Genomic DNA, 20570 nt, shown 5'->3' with positions numbered 1-20570 from the left:
GCCGGCTCGTGGCTGCCGTTGGGCGAGGGCGAATGGCTGCATTCGACCATCTTGCTGATACGTTGTTTGCTTCCCCGTCCCTCAGGACAACTTCTTGCCAGTCGCAACCTCGTCATTTCGCCTTGTGGGCTGTAACAACACGGACCGGCACAGCGAGTGGGCTGCGGGCTCGATCCGGAGGCCCGGTTCAGGGCCCCTGGTTAGCGGGAGCGAGGCCATCATGCCTTTCGAACAAACGTTCGTCAAACGTTTTGTAGTGTTTTTTTTGGACTACTACACGAAGGTCTAAGGAGGACTCTCCGGTCACCTTCGGAAGGCTTAGTCGAGCACTTCGACCTTCACCCGCAGGCTGCTGTCGCTGCGGCCCTGGGTGCTGTAATTGCGCGTCAGGCCGCCCTGGCTGCCCTGGCTGTTTTCGCTGACGCCGCCCACCTCGATCCACTCGCCGAGGCGGCCGCTCAGGCGGGTGCTGGCGCCGGCGGTGTCCATGGCGCCGGGGGCGCTGTTGTTGAAGCGGTCGTTGCGGGTGTCCAGGTCGATGTGGACGATGTTGCCGCTCAAGGTGGCGGTCACGTACATGCCGCGGTTGGCGTCGCGGTACTCGGTCTGGCTGTAGACCTGGCCGTAGGGGCCGACGCCGACGTTATATACCGGCTGGCTCTGGCCGACCTGGATCAGCGCCGGCGAGCCCTCGGTGGTCTGGATCTGCTGCACGCCGCCGCTGCGGCTGGCGGTGGAGCTGTCGATGATGCGCACCTGGTCGCGGCCGTGGACCTCGCCGCGGCCGCTCTGGATCTCGACGTTGCCGACGCTGGCCGAGCCGTTCACCGAATAGCCGCTGCGGCTGCGCTGGCTGGAATCGCTGGTGTCGACGCTGATCAGCAGGCGATGGGGGCGGGTGTCCAGTTGCTCCAGCACCTGCTGCAGCTCGCGAATCTTCGCTGGCTCGGCGTTGACCACCAGTTGGTTGCCGTAGGCGGTTACCCGGCCTTCGTTGCCGAGGACCTGCTGCACCACCGGGAGGATTTCGTCGGCGGTGCGGTAGCTCAACGGCAGGATCTCGGTGCGCGGCGCGGCCTGGACGGCCAGGCTGATGGCGCAGGCGAGGAGCAGGGCGGTTCGGCGATGGCTCACAGCAGGAAGCTCCGCAGGTTAGGGTCGGCGAGGCTGGTGTCCCAGGCCTGGTCGAACTGCGCCTGGAGCTGGCGCACGCGGCCGGGGTCGTTGTAGTGGGCATGGCCGGCGGGCAGCGCTGGTTCGGTTCGCAGCAGCAGGCCGAGTTGGTCGGCGAGCAGGAAGGCCTGTTCCGGGCTGGGGTAGTCCGGGTTGAGCAGGCGGATGTGCAGGTTGCTCGACAGGCGCCGGCTGAGGTTGAGCAGGCGGTGGCCTTCCCTGACCGGGCGGGTGCTGTCGCGCAGGAGGATGCGCAGGCGGTTCTGCGGATGGCGCAGCAGCAGGCGGGTGCAGGCTTCCTGGATGCTGCTGTGGTTGTACAGCCAGGCTTCCAGGTCGGGGCTGTACAGGCACAGGCTGCGGCTGGCCTGCTGCATCAGCGCCAGGGCATGGGAGCGGGCGGCCTCTGGTTCGCCGAAGCGTTGCAGGCCGCTGGCCTCGCCGAGGCGGAAGGGCGCCGGTTCCCAGGGCTGGGAGGCCGGCAGTTCTGGCACCGGGTTGTGCACGCTGAAACGCCCCGGGGACTGGAAGTCGATGGCCGGGAGTTGGCCTTCGTGGTCCGGGGCGTCTTTCATCGCGGCTTCCTCAGGCGCTTTCGCGCACCATGTCGACGTGGGGCAGGCCGGCTTCGAGGAATTCGCCGCTGGCCACCTTGAAGCCTAGCCGCTCGTAGAAGGGGATGGCATAGACCTGGGCGGTGAGCAGCTGGCGCTTGAGCTGGCGGCGCTCGGCTTCCTCGATGGCGGCGCGCATCAACTGGTCGCCGACCTTCAGTCCGCGCCAGTCCTTGAGTACCGAGACGCGGCCGATGTGGCCGTCGGGCAGCAGGCGCGCCGTGCCGATTGCGTAGTCCCCCTCGAAGGCGAGGAAGTGCACGGCTTCCGCGTCCTCGGCATCCCACTCCAGTTCCGGCGGCACCGATTGCTCGGCGATGAAGACCGCCTCGCGGATGCGTCGCAGGTCGGCATTGTCCTTCTGCCAATCGGCCAGGCGAACCCTGATCTTGTTACTCATCGGCAAACTCCAAACTGCCCTGTTTGACCAATTCTGCCAACAGCTTACGCCCATCCTCGTCGCCCAGCCATTGGCCGAGGTTGTCGCTGTGCAGGGCGTCCGCCGAGCACACCAGCTTGAGCAGCGGCTCCATGGCCTTGGGCAGCACCACGCTCTGGCCGCTGGAGAACAGCAGCAGGCCGACGTCCACTTCGCTCCAGGCCAGGCGCGCGCTGGGGTTGCGCACCAGCACGGCGCCGTCTTCCAGGGCCTGCCGCAGGTCTGTGTCGTCGATCTCCTCGCCGGCCACCAGTTCCGGGTAGCGCGGCTCGGTCATGAACTGGCCGAACCAGGTGAGCAGCAGGCGCTCGTCGCTCATGTGCTCCTGCAGCAGGTTCTTCAGGCGGTCGAGGGCGTCGCGCTGGATCTTGTGCTGGTCCTCGCCGCTCTGCACGGCGGCCATGCCGGCATCGCTGTAGCGCTCCTCGTCGGAGAGGAACTGGGCGAGGAAGTCGGTGAAGTGGGTCAGCACCTCGGCGGCGCTGGGGGCGCGGAAGCCGACCGAGTAGGTCATGCACTCGTCCTCGGCGATGCCGTAGTGGGCCAGGCGCGGCGGCAGGTAGAGCATGTCGCCGGGTTCCAGCACCCACTCGTCGCTCTGCTGGAAGTCGGCGAGGATGCGCAGGTCGGCGTGCTGCAGCATCGGGCTGTCGGCGTCGCACAGCTGGCCGACTTTCCAGCGGCGGCGGCCGTGGCCCTGCAGCAGGAACACGTCGTAGTTGTCGAAGTGCGGGCCGACACCGCCGCCGGGAGCGGCGTAGCTGATCATCACGTCGTCGATGCGCCAGCTGGGCAGGAACTTGAAGTGCTCCAGCAGGCCGGCGACTTCCGGCACGAACTGGTCGACGGCCTGCACCAGCAGGGTCCAGTCGCGCTCGGGCAGTTCCTTGTAGGTGTCCTCGCTGAAGGGGCCGCGGCGCATTTCCCAGGGGGTGTTGCCGTGTTCGAGGACGATGCGCGACTCGACGCTGTCCTCCAGGGACAGGCCGGCCAGCTCGTCGGCCTCCAGCGGGCTTTCGAAACCGGGGATGGCCTGGCGCACCAGCAGGGGTTTCTTCTGCCAGTAGTCGCGGAGGAATTCATCGGCGCTGATGCCGCCCAGGAGCTGAAGAGGAATAGCAGGATTCATATGTAAGTCCTTGAAACAAAAACGCCCGGCACAGCCGGGCGTGCAAATGTTCAGCGCATGTCAGATGCGCTTGGCCTGGGCGGCGGCGTTGCCGATGTAGTTCGCCGGAGTCAGCTTCTTCAGCTCGGCCTTGGCTTCGGCGGGCATGTCGAGGCCTTCGATGAACACCTGCAGGGCCTCGGCGCTGATGCCTTTGCCGCGGGTCAGCTCCTTGAGCTTCTCGTAGGGGTTCTCGATGCCGTAGCGGCGCATCACGGTCTGTACCGGCTCGGCCAGGACTTCCCAGCAGGCGTCCAGGTCGTCGGCGATGCGCGCGGCGTTCAGCTCCAGCTTGCCGATGCCCTTGAGGCTGGCTTCGTAGGCGATGACGCTGTGGGCGAAACCGACGCCGAGGTTGCGCAGCACGGTGGAGTCGGTCAGGTCGCGCTGCCAGCGGGAGATCGGCAGCTTGCTGGCCAGGTGCTGGAAGATCGCGTTGGCGATGCCCAGGTTGCCTTCGGAGTTCTCGAAGTCGATCGGGTTGACCTTGTGCGGCATGGTCGAGGAGCCGATCTCGCCGGCCACGGTCTTCTGCTTGAAGTAGCCCAGGGAGATGTAGCCCCAGACGTCGCGGTCGAAGTCGATGAGGATGGTGTTGAAGCGGGCGATGGCGTCGAACAGCTCGGCGATGTAGTCGTGCGGCTCGATCTGGGTGGTGTAGGGGTTCCAGGCCAGGCCCAGGTCGTGGACGATGAACTCGCGGGCGTTGGCTTCCCAGTCCACCTGCGGGTAGGCCGACAGGTGGGCGTTGTAGTTGCCCACGGCGCCGTTGATCTTGCCCAGCAGCTCGACTTCGGCGACCTGCTTGATCTGCCGCTCCAGGCGGTAGACCACGTTGGCCAGTTCCTTGCCCAGGGTGGTCGGCGAGGCCGGCTGGCCGTGGGTGCGCGAGAGCATGGGCACGTCGGCGAACTGCACCGCCAACTCGCGGATCGACTCGGCGATCTGGCGCATCAGCGGCAGCAGCACCTGGTCGCGGCCTTCGCGCAGCATCAGGGCGTGGGACAGGTTGTTGATGTCCTCGCTGGTGCAGGCGAAGTGGATGAATTCGCTGACCTTGGCCAGCTCCGGCAGCTTGGCCGCCTGCTCCTTGAGCAGGTACTCCACGGCTTTCACGTCGTGGTTGGTGGTGCGTTCGATTTCCTTGATGCGCTGCGCGTGCTCCAGCTGGAAGTCCTCGGCCAGCTTGTCGAGCAGGGCGTTGGCTTCGCCGGAGAAGGGCGCCACCTCGGGGATGCCGGCGTGCGCCGCGAGGCGCTGCAGCCAGCGGACCTCTACCAGGACGCGGAAACGGATCAGGCCGTACTCGCTGAAGATCGGACGCAGGGCGCTGGTCTTGCTGCCGTAACGGCCGTCGACGGGGGAAACCGCGGTAAGGGAGGAAAGCTGCATGGGGCGTTCTCGTGGCTGTCGGTCAACGAAAAGGGCGCACATCATACACGAAAGGGCGCGCCGTCGCCCGTACTTGCTGCCATGTGGAAGGCGCCCGGGCGGGCGCCCCGGGCCGGTCAGTCGGCGCCGCGCAGGATCGGGCGCAACTCGTTGAGCAGCTTGCGCCGGCCGAACACCATTTGCCAGCGGTTGCCGCCCAGTTGCCGCCACAGGCGCGCCGAGCGGATGCCGGCCAGCAGCAGGGCGCGGATGCGCGCGGCGTTGGCGTTGATCTGCAGGTAGCGCATGTCGCCGTGCACCTGGATGCGCTGGCGGAAGGTGCTCAGGGTGTCCTGGTAGAGGCCGGCGCAGGAGGCGATGACGTTCTCGTGGACCAGGCCGAAGTGCTGCACCTGCTGCTGCACTTGGTCCAGGCGCGAGCCGATCAGGTCGAGCATGTCGTCGCGCTTGGCCAACTGGCGCTCCAGGCCGATCAGCGACAGCGCATAGCGCAGCGGTTCGCGCTGCAGGCTGTTGGGATCGCGCTCCAGGGCGCTGGCTAGGGCGCGGAAGCCCTCGCGCAGGTTGTGGATGTCGCCGCCGAACACGTCCAGGGTGGTCTTCGGCTCGCGCACCAGCAGGCTGCCGAGCATGCAGCCCAGCGGGGCTTCGGGAATCTGCCCGGTGCGGGCCAGGCGGTCCACCAGGGCGGCAGCTTCGAAGACGCCGGCGAGGGCGATCAGTTGGTCGCGCAACTCGCTCATGCACGCTCCTTCGCGTAGGCCGGTTCGGCCGATTCGATCACACCACCGCCCAGGCACACCTCGCCGTCGTAGAACACCACGGACTGGCCCGGGGTGACGGCGCGCTGCGGCTGGTCGAACACTGCGCGGTAGCCGGCGGCGGTGCGCTCCAGGACGCAGTCCTGGTCGGCCTGGCGGTAGCGCACCTTGGCGCGCAGGGCGCGCGGTTCGGGCAACTCCAGCGGGTTCACCCAGAAGATGTTCGAGGCGTGCAGGGCGCGGGAGAACAGCCAGGGGTGGTCGTTGCCCTGGCCAACGATCAGCACGTTGCGCGCCAGGTCCTTCTCCAGCACGTACCAGGGGCTGTCGTCAGCGTTCTTCATGCCGCCGATGCCCAGGCCCTGGCGCTGGCCGATGGTGTGGTACATGAGCCCGGCGTGGCGGCCGATGACGGTGCCGTCGGTGGTCTCGATGTCGCCCGGCTGGGCCGGCAGGTACTGCTTGAGGAAGTCGCTGAAGCGGCGCTCGCCAATGAAGCAGATGCCGGTGGAGTCCTTCTTCTTCGCCGTGGCCAGGCCGTATTTCTCGGCGATGGCGCGCACTTCCGGCTTCTCCAGCTCGCCGACCGGGAACAGCGTCCTGGCGATCTGCTCGCCGCCCACGGCGTGGAGGAAGTAGCTCTGGTCCTTGTTCGGGTCCAGGCCCTTGAGCAGTTCGGTGCGGCCGTCGATGTCGCGGCGGCGCACATAGTGGCCGGTGGCGATCAGGTCGGCGCCCAGGGCCAGGGCGTAGTCGAGGAAGGCTTTGAACTTGATCTCGCGGTTGCACAGGATGTCCGGGTTCGGCGTGCGCCCGGCCTTGTATTCGGCGAGGAAGTACTCGAAGACGTTGTCCCAGTACTCGGCGGCGAAGTTGGCGGTGTGCAACTTGATGCCGATGCGGTCGCAGACGGCCTGGGCATCGGCCAGGTCGGTCATGGCGGTGCAGTATTCGGTGCCGTCGTCCTCTTCCCAGTTCTTCATGAACAGGCCTTCCACCTCATAGCCCTGCTCCTTGAGCAGGAGGGCGGAAACCGAGGAATCCACGCCGCCGGACATGCCGACGATGACGCGGCCCTTGCCGGGCTGGACGGGGGAGGTAGTGCTGGAATCGGACATGGCGGGCTATCGCAGGCGTCGGTGCAAAAGCGGGATTCTATCAGGCCGGGTTCGGCACGGGCAGTTCGGCGTCGCGGATCAGCGCCAGGGGGAAGCGTCCGCCGGCCAGGTAGTCGTCGATGCAGCGCGCTACCAGATGGCTGCGCCAGTTGTCCCGGCAGGCTTCCAGCTCCTCGCGGGTCAGCCAGCGCGGGCCGATGATGCCGTCGTCCAGCGGCAGCTCCGGGCGGTGCCGCAGCGGGCGGGCGGCGAAGCACACGCGCTGGTAGGTCACGCCGTTGCTGGGTGCGGTGTAGAGGTAGATGCCGGTGACCGCGGTCAGTTCGACTTCCCAGCCGGTTTCTTCGAGGGTTTCGCGTACGGCTGCCTGCAGCAGGCTCTCGTCGGCCTCCAAGTGGCCGGCGGGCTGGTTCAGCACGGTCTTGCCGTGGGAGGTTTCCTCCACCAGCAGGAAGCGGCCCTGGTCTTCGACGATGGTTGCGACTGTGATATGCGGTTGCCAGCGCATGGGTGGTCCTCCGGGGGAAATGGGCATGATAACCCTGGAAGGTGGGGACGGTGTTGGGTGGAGGCGCAGCCCCGAAAAGCAAAAACCCCGGCACCAGGCCGGGGTTTTCGTCGGTCACGCTAGCCTTCGATTCAGTTCAGCGAGTCGATGGCGGCGTTGAAGGTGGCGCTGGGGCGCATCACCTGGCTGGTTTTCTCCGGGTTGGAGCGGTAGTAGCCACCGATGTCCACGGCCTTGCCCTGGGCGCCGTTCAGTTCGGCGATGATGGCCGCTTCCTGTTCGGTCAGGGTCTTGGCGAGCGGGGTGAAGTGGGCTTTCAGCTCGGCGTCTTCGTTCTGCGCGGCCAGGGCCTGGGCCCAGTACAGCGCCAGGTAGAAGTGGCTGCCGCGGTTGTCGATCTCGCCGACCTTGCGCGCCGGGGACTTGTTGTTGTCCAGCAGCTTGCCGGTGGCTTCGTCGAGGGTCTTGCCCAGGACCTTGGCCTTGGCATTGCCGGTCTTGATGCCTTCTTCTTCCAGGGACACGGCCAGGGCCAGGAACTCACCCAGGGAATCCCAGCGCAGGTAGTTCTCTTCCACCAACTGCTGCACGTGCTTCGGAGCCGAACCGCCGGCGCCGGTCTCGTACATGCCGCCACCGGCCATCAGCGGAACGATGGACAGCATCTTGGCCGAGGTGCCCAGCTCCATGATCGGGAACAGGTCGGTCAGGTAGTCGCGCAGGACGTTGCCGGTCACCGAGATGGTGTCCTGGCCGCGGATCATGCGCTCCATGCTGGTGCGGATGGCTTCGTTGTAGCCCTTGATGCTGATGTCCAGGCCGGTCAGGTCGTGGTCCTTCAGGTACAGCTCGACCTTCTTGCGCAGCTCGTTGTCGTGGGCGCGCTCCGGGTCCAGCCAGAAGATGGCCGGAGTGTTGGACTGGCGGGCGCGGGTGACGGCCAGCTTGACCCAGTCGCGGATCGGGGCGTCCTTGGTCTGGCAGGCGCGCCAGATGTCGCCGGCTTCGACTTCGTGCTGCATCAGCACCTTGCCGTCTTCGTCGACCACGCGCATGGTGCCGTCGGCTTCCATCTCGAAGGTCTTGTCGTGGGAGCCGTATTCCTCGGCCTTCTGCGCCATCAGGCCGACGTTCGGCACGCTGCCCATGGTGGTCGGGTCGAAGGCGCCGTTGGTCTTGCAGAAGTTGATCATCTCCTGGTAGATGCGGGCGTAGGTGCTCTCCGGCATCACCGCCTTGGTGTCCTTCTGCTTGCCGTCCTTGCCCCACATCTGACCCGAGTTGCGGATCATCGCCGGCATCGAGGCGTCGACGATCACGTCGCTGGGGATGTGCAGGTTGGTGATGCCCTTGACCGAGTCGACCATCGCCATTTCCGGACGGTGGCTGTACACCTCGTGGATGTCGTGGAGGATCTCTTCCTGCTGCGAGGCCGGCAGCGACTTGATCTTGTCATAGACGCTGGAGATGCCGTTGTTCGGGTTCACGCCCAGTTCGTCGAACAGTTGGCCCCACTTGTCGAACACGTCCTTGTAGTAGACGGTGACGGCGTGGCCGAAGACGATCGGGTGGGAGATCTTCATCATGGTCGCCTTGACGTGCAGGGACCACATGACGCCGGTTTCCTTGCAGTCCTGCAGAGTCTTCTCGAAGAAGGCGCGCAGTTTGTTGCAGCTCATGAACATGCTGTCGAGGACTTCGCCTTCCTGCATCTTCAGGGTTTTCTTCAGCTCGACCTTGCCGTCCTTGCCGACGAACTCGAGGCGGACTTCACCGGCCTTGGGGATGGTGACCGACTGCTCGCTGGAGAAGAAGTCGCCGCCACGCATGTAGTCAGCGTGGGAGCGCGAGGCCATGCTCCACTTGCCCATGCTGTGCGGGTGCTTGCGGGCGTAGGCCTTGACCGCGGCGGGGGCGCGGCGGTCGGAGTTGCCTTCGCGCAGGACCGGGTTCACGGCGCTGCCCAGGACCTTGGCGTAGCGGGCGCGGGTGTCTTTCTCTGCGTCGGTCTGCGGGTCTTCCGGGAAGTCCGGGACGGCGTAGCCCAGGGCCTGCAGCTCGGCGATGGCGCCCTTGAGCTGGGGGACCGAGGCGCTGATGTTCGGCAGCTTGATGATGTTGGCGTCGGGTGCGGTGGCCAGCTTGGCGAGGTAGGCCAGGTCGTCTTCGATGGCCTTGTCGCCGAGCTTGTCGGTGAAGGCGGCGAGGATGCGTCCTGCAAGAGAGATGTCGCGGGTTTCGACGTCAATGTCGGCGGAGGCGGCGAAGGCCTTGACGATCGGGAGGAGCGAGTAGGTGGCGAGGGCGGGTGCTTCGTCGGTGAAGGTGTAGGTGATCTTCGAGCGGTTGGACATCTACTATGACTCTCTTCTTTGCTGGGCGCGCACAGAGTCTCGATACGCCTTGGTGGGCGCTTTCGTCCGACACGGCAAGGTGCCGGCATTCGAGAATTGCCGCGGGGATATAGGGGCGCCAGTAGAGCGTTGTACGACCGCGTCAGGGTGGCGACGTGGCCGTTGCGAGGGGAGGGGTCTGGTCCCAGACGGCTCGGACCTCGATGACTGTGAAGTCACGGCGCGCAGTATACCACTCTCGCGGCGGGGTGACGCACCCGCGGCTTTTAGACTAAGGCATAAGATTGTGGTTAGGGGCCGGCAACTGGGCTACCCTCAGGAACCCGGGCCTGTTCCCGTCACGCCGCGACGAAGCGGGGCTGGTCCCTGAGGTTCAACCACAGCACGGAGTTCAGCATGGGATACCAGAAGATCCAGGTGCCGGCCGCAGGTGAGCGCATCACCGTCAATGCCGACAATTCCCTGAAGGTACCGAACAACCCGATCATTCCCTACATCGAAGGCGACGGCATCGGCGTGGACATCAGTCCGGTCATGATCGACGTCGTCGATGCGGCAGTGGAAAAGGCCTACAGCGGACAGCGCAAGATCGCCTGGATGGAGGTCTATGCCGGCGAGAAGGCCACCCAGGTCTACGACCAGGACACCTGGCTGCCCGAAGAGACCCTGGAAGCCGTGCGTGACTACGTGGTGTCCATCAAGGGCCCGCTGACCACCCCCGTCGGCGGCGGCATCCGCTCCCTCAACGTGGCCCTGCGCCAGCAGCTCGACCTCTACGTCTGCCTGCGCCCGGTGCGCTGGTTCGAGGGCGTGCCCAGCCCGGTGAAGAAGCCCGGCGACGTGGACATGGTGATCTTCCGCGAGAACTCCGAGGACATCTACGCCGGCGTCGAGTGGAAGGCCGGTTCGCCCGAAGCCGAGAAGGTCATCAAGTTCCTCACCGAGGAGATGGGCGTCAAGAAGATCCGCTTCACCGAGGATTGCGGCATCGGCATCAAGCCGGTTTCCCGGGAAGGTACCCGGCGCCTGGTGCGCAAGGCCCTGCAGTACGCCGTGGACAACGACCGCAGCTCGGTCACCCTGGTGCACAAGGGCAACATCATGAAATTCACCGAGGGCGCCTTCAAGGACTGGGGCTACGAGCTGGCCCGCGAGGAGTTCGGCGCCGAGCTGCTGGACGGCGGCCCCTGGATGCAGTTCAAGAACCCGGTGACCGGCAAGAACATCGTGGTCAAGGACGTGATCGCCGACGCCATGCTGCAGCAGATCCTGCTGCGCCCGGCCGAGTACGACGTGATCGCCACCCTGAACCTGAACGGCGACTACCTCTCCGACGCCCTGGCGGCGGAAGTGGGCGGCATCGGCATCGCGCCGGGGGCCAACCTGTCGGATTCGGTAGCCATGTTCGAGGCGACCCACGGCACCGCGCCCAAGTACGCCGGGCAGGACAAGGTCAACCCGGGCTCGCTGATCCTCTCCGCCGAGATGATGCTGCGCCACATGGGCTGGACCGAGGCGGCCGACCTGATCATCAAGGGGATGAACGGCGCCATCGCGGCCAAGACCGTGACCTACGATTTCGAGCGGCTGATGGACGGCGCCAAGCTGGCGTCCTGCTCGGAGTTCGGCGAGGCCATGATCGCCAGGATGTAACAGGCGTGAGACAACGAAAAAAGGCCGGTTTCCACCGGCCTTTCTTCATCGCTTCGCCGGAAATGGCGGGGCAGGGGGAATCAGGCTTCTGCGGTGACGCTCTGCACCTCGCTGCTGGGGCTGGCCTGGGCGGCGCTGGCCGGCGCGCTGGCGCCGATCGGCTGGATGTTCACCGCATGCAGACCCTTCGGACCTTGCAGGATCTCGAAGCTGACCGGCTGGCCGGCCTTGAGCGTCTTGTAGCCATCCATCTGGATTGCCGAGTAATGAGCGAACAGGTCCTCATCTCGGCCGTCGGCCAGGATGAATCCATAGCCCTTGGCGTTGTTGAACCACTTGACCTTACCGCTGAGCATGCTGATATCCCTCTGCAAAGGACTCCATCGCTGGAGTATCATCCACTACGATTCCGCTCCAACCCTAGAGGTTCCAGGGCCGCAGAACGCCTGATACCCGCTGTGGGGTATCCTTTGTTTGTAACACCGTTTTGGGGTTAGTCAAGGCGCTCTCGTCCGCGCCTGAGATTCAGGTCAAACTCCACTCAGGCCTTTAATTCCCACGTTGCGAACCCATTTATTCCAGCATGCATGCAAGTAGCCAGATTCGACTAACATTCAATCAGGACCGTCCCGATCCCCTCGAGGAAGAGGGGGCCGGGCTCGCGGTCGAAGAATCCAAGCCGGCCCTGAAACCTCCGCCGATGTACAGGGTCATCATGTTCAACGATGACTACACGCCGATGGATTTCGTGGTAGAGGTACTGGAGCTGTACTTCAACATGAACCGGGAGCAGGCGACCAAGGTCATGTTGACCGTACATACTCAAGGTAAGGCGGTCTGCGGCACGTTCACCCGTGACATCGCCGAGACCAAGGCCATGCAGGTCAATCAGTATGCGAGGGAGAGCCAGCATCCACTGTTGTGTGAGATTGAGAAAGAAAGCTGATGCGGATGTTTGGAGCGAGGTGAAGCCATGTTGAATCGAGAGCTCGAAGTCACCCTCAATCTCGCCTTCAAGGAAGCGCGGGCAAAACGGCATGAGTTCATGACCGTCGAGCACCTGCTGCTGGCGCTCCTGGACAACGAGGCGGCGGCCACAGTGCTGCGCGCCTGCGGGGCGAACCTGGACAAACTGCGTCGTGATCTGCAGGAATTCATCGATTCCACCACGCCGCTGATCCCGCAGCACGACGAGGACCGCGAGACCCAGCCGACCCTGGGCTTCCAGCGCGTGCTGCAGCGCGCGGTGTTCCACGTGCAGAGTTCCGGCAAGCGCGAAGTGACCGGCGCCAACGTGCTGGTGGCCATCTTCAGCGAGCAGGAGAGCCAGGCGGTGTTCCTGCTCAAGCAGCAGAGCGTCGCCCGCATAGACGTGGTGAACTACATCGCCCACGGCATCTCCAAGGTGCCGGGCCATGCCGAGCACCCGGAAAGCGACCAGGAAATGCAGGACGAGGAGGGCGGCGAGTCCTCCACCTCCAGCCACCCGCTGGACGCCTACGCCAGCAACCTCAACGACCTGGCGCGCCAGGGTCGCATCGACCCGCTGGTCGGTCGCGAGGCCGAGGTGGAGCGCGTGGCGCAGATCCTCGCCCGGCGGCGCAAGAACAACCCGCTGCTGGTGGGTGAGGCCGGCGTCGGCAAGACCGCCATCGCCGAAGGCCTGGCCAAGCGCATCGTCGACGGCCAGGTGCCGGACCTGCTGGCCGACAGCGTGGTCTACTCCCTGGACCTGGGCGCGCTGCTGGCCGGCACCAAGTACCGCGGCGACTTCGAGAAGCGCTTCAAGGCGCTGCTCAACGAGCTGCGCAAGCGCCCGCACGCGGTGCTGTTCATCGACGAAATCCACACCATCATCGGCGCCGGCGCGGCGTCCGGCGGGGTGATGGACGCGTCCAACCTGCTCAAGCCGTTGCTGTCCTCCGGGGAAATCCGCTGCATCGGCTCGACCACCTTCCAGGAATTCCGCGGCATCTTCGAGAAGGATCGGGCCCTGGCGCGGCGCTTCCAGAAGGTCGACGTCACCGAGCCGTCGGTGGAAGACACCGTGGGCATCCTCAAGGGCCTGAAGCCGCGCTTCGAGCAGCACCACCACATCGAGTACAGCGACGAGGCCCTGCGCGCCGCCGCCGAACTGGCCGCGCGCTACATCAATGACCGGCACATGCCGGACAAGGCCATCGACGTCATCGACGAAGCCGGCGCCTACCAGCGCCTGCAGCCGGAAGAGAAGCGCGTGAAGCGCATCGAGGTGGCCCAGGTCGAGGACATAGTGGCGAAGATCGCGCGGATTCCGCCGAAGCACGTCACCAGCTCGGACAAGGAACTGCTGCGCAACCTCGAGCGCGACCTCAAGCTGACGGTGTTCGGTCAGGATGCGGCCATCGAGTCGCTGTCCACCGCCATCAAGCTGTCCCGCGCGGGCCTGAAGTCGCCGGACAAGCCGGTCGGCTCCTTCCTCTTCGCCGGCCCCACCGGGGTGGGCAAGACCGAGGTCGCCCGCCAGTTGGCCAAGGCGATGGGTGTGGAGCTGGTGCGCTTCGACATGTCCGAGTACATGGAGCGGCATACCGTGTCGCGGCTGATCGGCGCCCCTCCGGGTTACGTCGGCTTCGACCAGGGCGGCCTGCTCACCGAGGCCATCACCAAGACGCCGCACTGCGTGCTGCTGCTGGACGAGATCGAGAAGGCCCACCCGGAAGTCTTCAACCTGCTGCTGCAGGTGATGGACCATGGCACCCTGACCGACAACAACGGGCGCAAGGCGGACTTCCGCAATGTCATCGTCATCATGACCACCAACGCCGGCGCGGAAACCGCGGCGCGGGCCTCCATCGGCTTCAGCCAGCAGGACCACGCCAGCGATGCCATGGAAGTGATCAAGAAGAGCTTCACGCCGGAGTTCCGCAACCGCCTGGACACCATCATCCAGTTCGGCCGGCTCAGCCACGAGACGATCAAGAGCGTGGTCGACAAGTTCCTCACCGAGCTGCAGGCGCAGCTGGAGGACAAGCGCGTCCAGCTCGAGGTCAGCGACGTGGCACGCAACTGGCTGGCGGAGAAGGGCTACGACCCGCAGATGGGCGCGCGCCCGATGGCGCGGCTGATTCAGGACAAGATCAAGCGGCCCCTGGCCGAGCAGATCCTGTTCGGCGAACTGGCCGAGCACGGTGGCGTGGCGCACATCGACCTGAAGGACGGCGAGCTGGTCTTCGAGTACGAGGTGGTCACCGCGGAGCCGGCCTGACGGTCGGCCTTGCGGCCCAAATGCAAACGCCCGGCAATGCCGGGCGTTTTGCTATTCGTCCGGGCCGTGGCCCGGATTCACCTTGCGCTCAACGTGCGCGGTAGGTGATGCGACCCTTGCTCAGGTCGTAGGGAGTCAGTTCGACGCGAACCTTGTCGCCGGTCAGGATGCGGATGTAGTTCTTGCGCATCTTGCCGGAGATGTGCGCGGTAACGACGTGCCCGTTCTCCAACTCCACGCGGAACATGGTGTTGGGCAGGGTGTCGACGACAGTGCCTTCCATTTCGAAGCTGTCTTCTTTCGACATGCAGTAGAGCCCTCGGTGTCTATGAATGGCCTGGGTGGCCTGAAAAAAGGCGAGTATTGTGCCTGAAATCCATGTCGTACGCCAGAAGCGGAGCGCTTGCTTCAGCTGAGCGCCACCCAGCGCTGGTTGACGAAGAGTTCGATCGGCCGGTACTGGGTCTTGTAGTTCATCTTCCGGCAGTTCTTGATCCAGTAGCCGAGGTACACCGCGTACAGGCCCAGGCGCTCGGTTTCGGCGATCTGCCAGAGGATCGCGTAGCGCCCCAGGCTGCGGCGTTCCTCGTCGGGGTCGTAGAAGGTGTAGACCGCCGACAGGCCGTTGGGCAGCACGTCGGTGACCGCCACGGCGAGCAGGCGGCCCTGCAGGCGGAACTCGTAGAAGCAGCTGAACGGCAGATCGCGCACCAGGAAGGTGCTGAACTGGTCGCGGCTGGGTGGATACATGTCGCCGTCGGCGTGGCGCTGCTCGATGTAGCGCATGTACAGCGCGTAGTACTCCTCGGTGAAGGCCGGGCGGCGCTTGAGCACCTTGAGATCGGTGTTGCGCTTGATGATGCGCTTCTGCTGGCGATTGGGCTGGAAGCCCGCGGCGGGGATGCGCGCCGGGATGCAGGCGGTGCAGTGCTGGCAGTGCGGGCGATAGAGGTGCTCGCCGCTGCGACGGAAACCGACTTCCGACAACGAGGCGTACAGCTGCGCGTCCATGGGCTGGCTGGGATCGAGGAACAGGGTGGTGGCCTGCTCCTCGGGCAGATAGCTGCATGGATGCGGCTGTGTCGCGTAGAACTTCAGTCGGGCCAGTTCGGTCATGGTCAACCCCCGCGATAACCCTCTGGCAAGTTTATGCCAGTCCGCGCGAGTCCGCTTGCGAACGCCAGTCGCAGAGCGGCGTTTCGTCGAGATGACGGCGCAGGTGGCTGGCGAAATCGGCACGGCTGATGGCGTGGGCGCCGAAGCTGTGCAGGTGCTGGGTGGGCATCTGGCAGTCGATCAATACGAACCCGGCGGCGCGCAGATGTTGCGCCAGGGTGACGAATGCCACCTTGGAGGCGTTGTCGGTGCGGCTGAACATGGATTCGCCGAAGAACAGCCGGCCCATGGCCAGGCCGTAGAGGCCGCCGACCAATTCGTCGCCGTCCCAGCTTTCCACCGAGTGGGCGATGCCCATGCGGTGCAGTTGGCGGTAGGCGTCCTGCATCGGCTGGGTGATCCAGGTGCCGTCGGCATAGTCGCGCGGCGCGGCGCAGGCGGCGATGACCTGGTCGAAGGCCGTGTCGAAGGTCACCCGGTAGCGGCCCTGGCGCAGGCACTTGGCCAGGCTGCGGGAAACGTGCAGTTCGTCGGGGAAGAGCACGGTGCGCGGGTCCGGCGACCACCAGAGGATCGGCTGGTCGTCCTGGTACCAGGGGAAGCAGCCGTGGCGGTAGGCGGCCACCAGGCGGCGCGGGTCGAGGTCGCCGCCGGCCGCGAGCAGGCCGTTGGGCTCGTGCAGGGCCTGGTCGAGGGGCGGGAAGTCGAAATTGCTGCGGGAGAGCCAACTGAGCATGGCGGGGTAGGGGAGGGCGGGCCCTCCCCGGGCCTGTCAGTGACTGTCGTCGAGGTATTTCTCGGCGTCCAGCGCGGCCATGCAGCCGGCGCCGGCCGAGGTGATGGCCTGGCGGTAGACGTGGTCGGCCACGTCGCCCGCGGCGAACACGCCGGGGATGCTGGTGGCGGTGGCATTGCCTTCGCCGCCGCCCTTGACCACCAGGTAGCCGTCACGCATTTCCAGCTGGCCGGTGAACAGGTCGGTGTTGGGCTTGTGGCCGATGGCGATGAACACGCCGGCCAGGTCCAACTGGCGGGTCTCGCCGCTGTCCACGTCCTTCAGGCGCACGCCGATCACGCCCATGTCGTCGCCCAGGACCTCGTCCAGGGTGGTGTTCCAGTGCAGGCGCACGTTGCCGTTCCTGGCCTTCTCGAACAGCTTGTCCTGGAGGATCTTCTCTGAGCGCAGCTTGTCGCGGCGGTGGATCAGGTGCACTTCCTTGGCGATGTTGGCCAGGTACAGCGCTTCCTCGACCGCGGTGTTGCCGCCGCCGACCACGCAGACCACCTGGTTGCGGTAGAAGAAGCCGTCGCAGGTGGCGCAGGCGGAAACGCCCTTGCCCATGAAGGCCTCTTCCGAGCTCATGCCCAGGTATTGTGCGGAGGCGCCAGTGGCGATGATCAGCGCGTCGCAGCTGTAGGTGCCGCTGTCACCCTTGAGGATGAACGGCTTCTGCTGCAACTCGGCGGTGTGGATGTGGTCGTAGACGATCTCGGTATCGAAACGCTTGGCGTGCTGCTCCATGCGCTCCATCAGGGCGGGACCGGTCAGGCCCTCGACGTCGCCCGGCCAGTTGTCGACCTCGGTGGTGGTGGTGAGCTGGCCGCCGGGCTGGATGCCGGTGATGACAACAGGCTTGAGGTTGGCCCGCGCGGCGTACACGGCAGCGGTGTAACCCGCCGGGCCGGAGCCCAGGACGATCAGGCGCGAATGCTTGACTTCACTCATAAAAAGACTCCATAAGCCTTTGTCACGTAAGAGAATGCATGCTCCAATTGAGCAGCCGTGAAACCTTGGTGGGCTATGCTACACCGAACCTGGAAAAGGCGGCAAAAGGCGCCGCGGCGGGCCCTGTGGCATCGAGCGGCCAAAGCCGTACAATAGGCCCGTTTTGTCGCCAGATGACTCTCGGACGCGCCCAGTGCGCAGGAATAGACGCGTTTTGAAGGACTCGACCACCGCTAGCCACGCCGCAGCCTGGCGTCAGCAATTGCACATTCGCCTGAAGGAAGGGGCCCTGATCGCGCTCGGCGCGCTCTGCCTTTACCTGTGGATGGCGCTGCTCACCTACGATTCGTCCGATCCGGGCTGGAGCCATTCCAGCCACGTCGAGCAGGTGCAGAATGCCGCTGGTCGCCTGGGGGCCCTGAGCGCCGACATCCTCTTCGTCGCGCTGGGGTACTTCGCCTACCTGTTCCCGCTGCTGCTGGGGGTCAAGACCTGGCAGATCTTCCGCAAGCGCCACATGGCCTGGGAGTTCAGCGGCTGGCTGTTCTCCTGGCGGCTGATCGGCCTGGTGTTCCTGATCCTCTCCGGTTCGGCGCTGGCCTACATCCATTTCCACATCGGCGGCGGCCACCTGCCGGCCTCCGCCGGTGGCGCCGTGGGCGAAAGCCTCGGCCAGCTGGCGTTGAACGCCCTCAACGTGCAGGGCAGCACCCTGCTGTTCATCGCCCTGTTCCTGTTCGGCCTGACGGTGTTCGCCGACCTGTCCTGGTTCCAGGTGATGGACGTCACCGGGAAGATCACCCTCGATCTCTTCGAACTGATCCAGAACGCCTTCAACCGCTGGTTGAGCGCGCGCAGCGAGCGCAAGCAACTGGTCGCGCAACTGCGCGAGGTGGACGAGCGCGTCGCCGAGGTGGCCGCGCCCGTGGTGCCCGACCGCCGCGAGCAGGCCAAGGTCAAGGAACGCCTGATCGAGCGCGAGGAGGCCCTGGTCAAGAGCGTGCAGGAGCGCGAGAAGCGCCCGGCGCCGAAGATCGACGCGCCGCCGCCGCCCAAGCCGGTCGAGCCCAGCAAGCGCGTGCTCAAGGAAAAACAGGCTCCGCTGTTCGTCGATACCGCTGTCGAGGGCACTTTGCCGCCGCTGTCGATCCTCGACCCGGCCGGCGAGAAGAAGCGCAGCTACTCCCCCGAATCCCTGGAGGCCATGTCGCGCCTGCTGGAGATCAAGCTCAAGGAGTTCGGCGTCGAGGTGGTGGTCGAGTCGGTCCATCCGGGCCCGGTGATCACCCGCTTCGAGATCCAGCCGGCGGCCGGCGTGAAGGTCAGCCGCATCTCCAACCTGGCCAAGGACCTGGCGCGCTCGCTGGCGGTGATCAGCGTGCGGGTGGTCGAGGTGATCCCCGGCAAGACCACCGTGGGCATCGAGATCCCCAACGAAGACCGGCAGATGGTGCGCTTCTCCGAAGTGCTGATGTCGCCGGAATACGACGAGCACAAGTCCACCGTGCCGCTGGCCCTGGGCCACGACATTGGCGGCAACCCGGTCATCACCGACCTGGCGCGCATGCCGCACCTGCTGGTGGCCGGTACCACCGGCTCCGGTAAGTCGGTGGGGGTGAACGCCATGCTCCTGTCGATCCTGTTCAAGTCCACGCCGGCGGACGCGCGGCTGATCATGATCGACCCGAAGATGCTCGAACTGTCGATCTACGAAGGCATCCCGCACCTGCTCTGCCCGGTGGTCACCGACATGAAGGAGGCGGCCAACGCCCTGCGCTGGAGCGTCGCCGAGATGGAGCGGCGCTACAAGCTGATGGCCGCCATGGGCGTGCGCAACCTGGCCGGCTTCAACCGCAAGGTGAAGGACGCCGAGGAGGCCGGCACGCCGCTGACCGACCCGCTGTACCGCCGCGAGAGCATGGAAGACGAGGCGCCGCTGCTGCAGACGCTGCCGACCATCGTCGTGGTGGTCGACGAATTCGCCGACATGATGATGATCGTCGGCAAGAAGGTCGAAGAGCTTATCGCCCGTATCGCGCAGAAGGCGCGGGCCGCGGGCATCCACCTGATCCTCGCCACCCAGCGCCCCTCGGTGGACGTGATCACCGGCCTGATCAAGGCCAACATCCCGACGCGTATCGCCTTCCAGGTGTCGAGCAAGATCGACTCGCGGACCATCCTCGACCAGGGCGGCGCCGAACAGCTGCTCGGCCACGGCGACATGCTCTACCTGCCGCCGGGCACCGGCCTGCCGATCCGCGTCCACGGCGCCTTCGTTTCTGACGAGGAAGTGCACCGCGTGGTCGAGGCCTGGAAGCTGCGCGGCGCGCCCGACTACATCGAAGACATCCTCGCCGGCGCCGATGAAGGCGGTGGCGGCGGCTTCGACGGTGGCGGCGGCGGTGGTGGCGAAGGCGGCGAGGGCAGCGAGGACGACCCGCTGTACGACGAGGCCGTGCGCTTCGTCACCGAGAGCCGCCGCGCCTCCATCTCCGCGGTGCAGCGCAAGCTGAAGATCGGCTACAACCGTGCCGCGCGCATGATCGAGGCGATGGAAATGGCCGGTGTGGTCACCCCGATGAATTCCAACGGCTCGCGCGAAGTGGTCGCGCCGGCTCCCATCCGCGACTGATCGAGGATTTCCATGCGACTGATCCGCATGCTCGTGCTTGCAGCGCTGGCCGTCGCCGGCGTCCAGGCCCACGCCGACGACGCCGCCACCCAGCGCCTGAGCGCCATGCTGAGCAAGGCCCAGACCCTGAGCGCGCGCTTCTCCCAGCTGACCCTGGACGGCAGCGGCACCCGCCTGCAGGAAACCGCCGGCAACCTGGCGCTCAAGCGCCCGGGCCTGTTCCGCTGGCACACCGACGCGCCCCAGGAGCAACTGCTGATCTCCAACGGCGAGAAGATCTGGCTGTACGACCCGGACCTGCAGCAGGTGACCATCCAGAAGCTCGACCAGCGCCTGACCCAGACCCCGGCACTGCTGCTTTCCGGCGACATCTCGAAGATCCACGAGAGCTTCGACATCACCAGCAAGGACGGCGGCAACGTGGTCGACTTCATCCTCAAGCCGAAGGACAAGGACACCCTGTTCGACAACCTGCGGATTTCCTTCCGCAACGGGGTGGTCAACGACATGCAACTGATCGACAGCGTCGGCCAGCGCACCAACATCCTGTTCTTCGACGTGAAGATGAACCAGCCGGTGGACGCCAAGCAGTTCGTGTTCGAGGCGCCCAAGGGCGTCGACGTCATTCAGGAGTGAAGGGCCGCCGCCTGGCGCGGCGCCCATGAGGTA

Annotated in this window: 19 protein-coding genes; 5 read left to right on the top strand and 14 right to left on the bottom strand. The window is 65.6% G+C overall.

Features of this window, described 5'->3' with window-relative positions; genetic code table 11:
* Window positions 1-318: 318 nt before the first annotated feature.
* From BM060_RS14275 to BM060_RS14235, 9 genes are all read right to left on the bottom strand, one after another.
* On the bottom strand, window positions 319-1134 hold the full coding sequence (locus BM060_RS14275; protein WP_074980669.1) for a secretin N-terminal domain-containing protein: 816 nt from the start codon (window positions 1132-1134) through the stop codon (window positions 319-321).
* Entirely contained in the window at window positions 1131-1748 is a 618-nt protein-coding gene (locus tag BM060_RS14270) for a DUF7931 domain-containing protein (protein WP_074980668.1), read from the bottom strand. The genes BM060_RS14275 and BM060_RS14270 overlap by 4 nt, the downstream gene beginning before the upstream one ends.
* A gap of 10 nt (window positions 1749-1758) precedes the next feature.
* On the bottom strand, window positions 1759-2187 hold the full coding sequence (locus BM060_RS14265; RefSeq protein ID WP_009623246.1) for a GNAT family N-acetyltransferase: 429 nt from the start codon (window positions 2185-2187) through the stop codon (window positions 1759-1761).
* Window positions 2180-3355: a ribosomal protein uL16 3-hydroxylase gene (locus BM060_RS14260; protein ID WP_074980667.1), complete on the bottom strand. Its 1176-nt coding sequence runs from the start codon at window positions 3353-3355 to the stop codon at window positions 2180-2182. The genes BM060_RS14265 and BM060_RS14260 overlap by 8 nt, the downstream gene beginning before the upstream one ends.
* A gap of 60 nt (window positions 3356-3415) precedes the next feature.
* Window positions 3416-4786, bottom strand: a complete 1371-nt coding sequence (gene purB / locus BM060_RS14255) for an adenylosuccinate lyase (RefSeq protein ID WP_074980666.1) — start codon at window positions 4784-4786, stop codon at window positions 3416-3418.
* Window positions 4787-4902: 116 nt separating this feature from the next.
* Complete coding sequence (gene hflD / locus BM060_RS14250; protein ID WP_074980665.1) at window positions 4903-5529, bottom strand: high frequency lysogenization protein HflD; 627 nt, start codon at window positions 5527-5529, stop codon at window positions 4903-4905.
* The gene (mnmA, locus tag BM060_RS14245; RefSeq protein ID WP_074980664.1) at window positions 5526-6665 is read right to left on the bottom strand and encodes a tRNA 2-thiouridine(34) synthase MnmA; all 1140 of its coding nucleotides are present in this window, start codon (window positions 6663-6665) and stop codon (window positions 5526-5528) included. Before mnmA ends, hflD begins: the two co-directional genes overlap by 4 nt.
* Before the next feature lie 40 nt (window positions 6666-6705).
* Window positions 6706-7173: an NUDIX hydrolase gene (locus tag BM060_RS14240; RefSeq protein ID WP_074980663.1), complete on the bottom strand. Its 468-nt coding sequence runs from the start codon at window positions 7171-7173 to the stop codon at window positions 6706-6708.
* A 131-nt stretch (window positions 7174-7304) separates the two neighbouring features.
* Window positions 7305-9527, bottom strand: coding sequence for an NADP-dependent isocitrate dehydrogenase (locus BM060_RS14235; RefSeq protein ID WP_074980662.1), 2223 nt, complete (start codon window positions 9525-9527; stop codon window positions 7305-7307).
* Between the two features lie 396 nt (window positions 9528-9923).
* Here BM060_RS14235 and icd point away from each other — a divergent pair, with 396 nt between their 5' ends.
* Window positions 9924-11180, top strand: coding sequence for an NADP-dependent isocitrate dehydrogenase (gene icd / locus BM060_RS14230; protein WP_074980661.1), 1257 nt, complete (start codon window positions 9924-9926; stop codon window positions 11178-11180).
* Between the two features lie 80 nt (window positions 11181-11260).
* Here the strand turns inward: icd and cspD are convergent, their stop codons facing one another.
* Window positions 11261-11536 (bottom strand): cold shock domain-containing protein CspD, encoded by a 276-nt coding sequence (gene cspD / locus BM060_RS14225; RefSeq protein WP_058490152.1) that lies wholly within the window; start codon window positions 11534-11536, stop codon window positions 11261-11263.
* A gap of 227 nt (window positions 11537-11763) precedes the next feature.
* Between cspD and clpS the strand changes: the two genes are divergently transcribed.
* Both clpS and clpA read left to right on the top strand, forming a co-directional pair.
* On the top strand, window positions 11764-12126 hold the full coding sequence (gene clpS / locus BM060_RS14220) for an ATP-dependent Clp protease adapter ClpS (protein WP_024128657.1): 363 nt from the start codon (window positions 11764-11766) through the stop codon (window positions 12124-12126).
* Between the two features lie 27 nt (window positions 12127-12153).
* Window positions 12154-14427: an ATP-dependent Clp protease ATP-binding subunit ClpA gene (clpA, locus tag BM060_RS14215; protein WP_043272069.1), complete on the top strand. Its 2274-nt coding sequence runs from the start codon at window positions 12154-12156 to the stop codon at window positions 14425-14427.
* A gap of 88 nt (window positions 14428-14515) precedes the next feature.
* Here clpA and infA read toward each other — a convergent pair whose 3' ends face one another.
* The 4 genes from infA to trxB form a co-directional block, all read right to left on the bottom strand.
* On the bottom strand, window positions 14516-14734 hold the full coding sequence (gene infA / locus BM060_RS14210) for a translation initiation factor IF-1 (RefSeq protein ID WP_002553999.1): 219 nt from the start codon (window positions 14732-14734) through the stop codon (window positions 14516-14518).
* A 101-nt stretch (window positions 14735-14835) separates the two neighbouring features.
* Window positions 14836-15543, bottom strand: a complete 708-nt coding sequence (locus tag BM060_RS14205; RefSeq protein ID WP_074980660.1) for an arginyltransferase — start codon at window positions 15541-15543, stop codon at window positions 14836-14838.
* A gap of 31 nt (window positions 15544-15574) precedes the next feature.
* Complete coding sequence (gene aat / locus BM060_RS14200) at window positions 15575-16279, bottom strand: leucyl/phenylalanyl-tRNA--protein transferase (protein WP_074980659.1); 705 nt, start codon at window positions 16277-16279, stop codon at window positions 15575-15577.
* Window positions 16280-16315: 36 nt separating this feature from the next.
* Window positions 16316-17269, bottom strand: a complete 954-nt coding sequence (gene trxB / locus BM060_RS14195) for a thioredoxin-disulfide reductase (RefSeq protein ID WP_074980658.1) — start codon at window positions 17267-17269, stop codon at window positions 16316-16318.
* 193 nt (window positions 17270-17462) lie between these two features.
* On the opposite strand from trxB, the gene ftsK reads away from it, so the two are divergent.
* A complete protein-coding gene (ftsK, locus tag BM060_RS14190; RefSeq protein ID WP_174672437.1) occupies window positions 17463-19901 on the top strand; it encodes a DNA translocase FtsK in 2439 nt (812 codons plus the stop codon).
* A 12-nt stretch (window positions 19902-19913) separates the two neighbouring features.
* Window positions 19914-20537 (top strand): outer membrane lipoprotein periplasmic chaperone LolA, encoded by a 624-nt coding sequence (gene lolA / locus BM060_RS14185; RefSeq protein WP_009623215.1) that lies wholly within the window; start codon window positions 19914-19916, stop codon window positions 20535-20537.
* Window positions 20538-20570: the final 33 nt, after the last annotated feature.

The organism is Pseudomonas citronellolis, from assembly GCF_900112375.1.
GTDB lineage: Bacteria > Pseudomonadota > Gammaproteobacteria > Pseudomonadales > Pseudomonadaceae > Pseudomonas > Pseudomonas citronellolis.
This window is presented reverse-complemented; position numbering and strand designations above follow the sequence as displayed.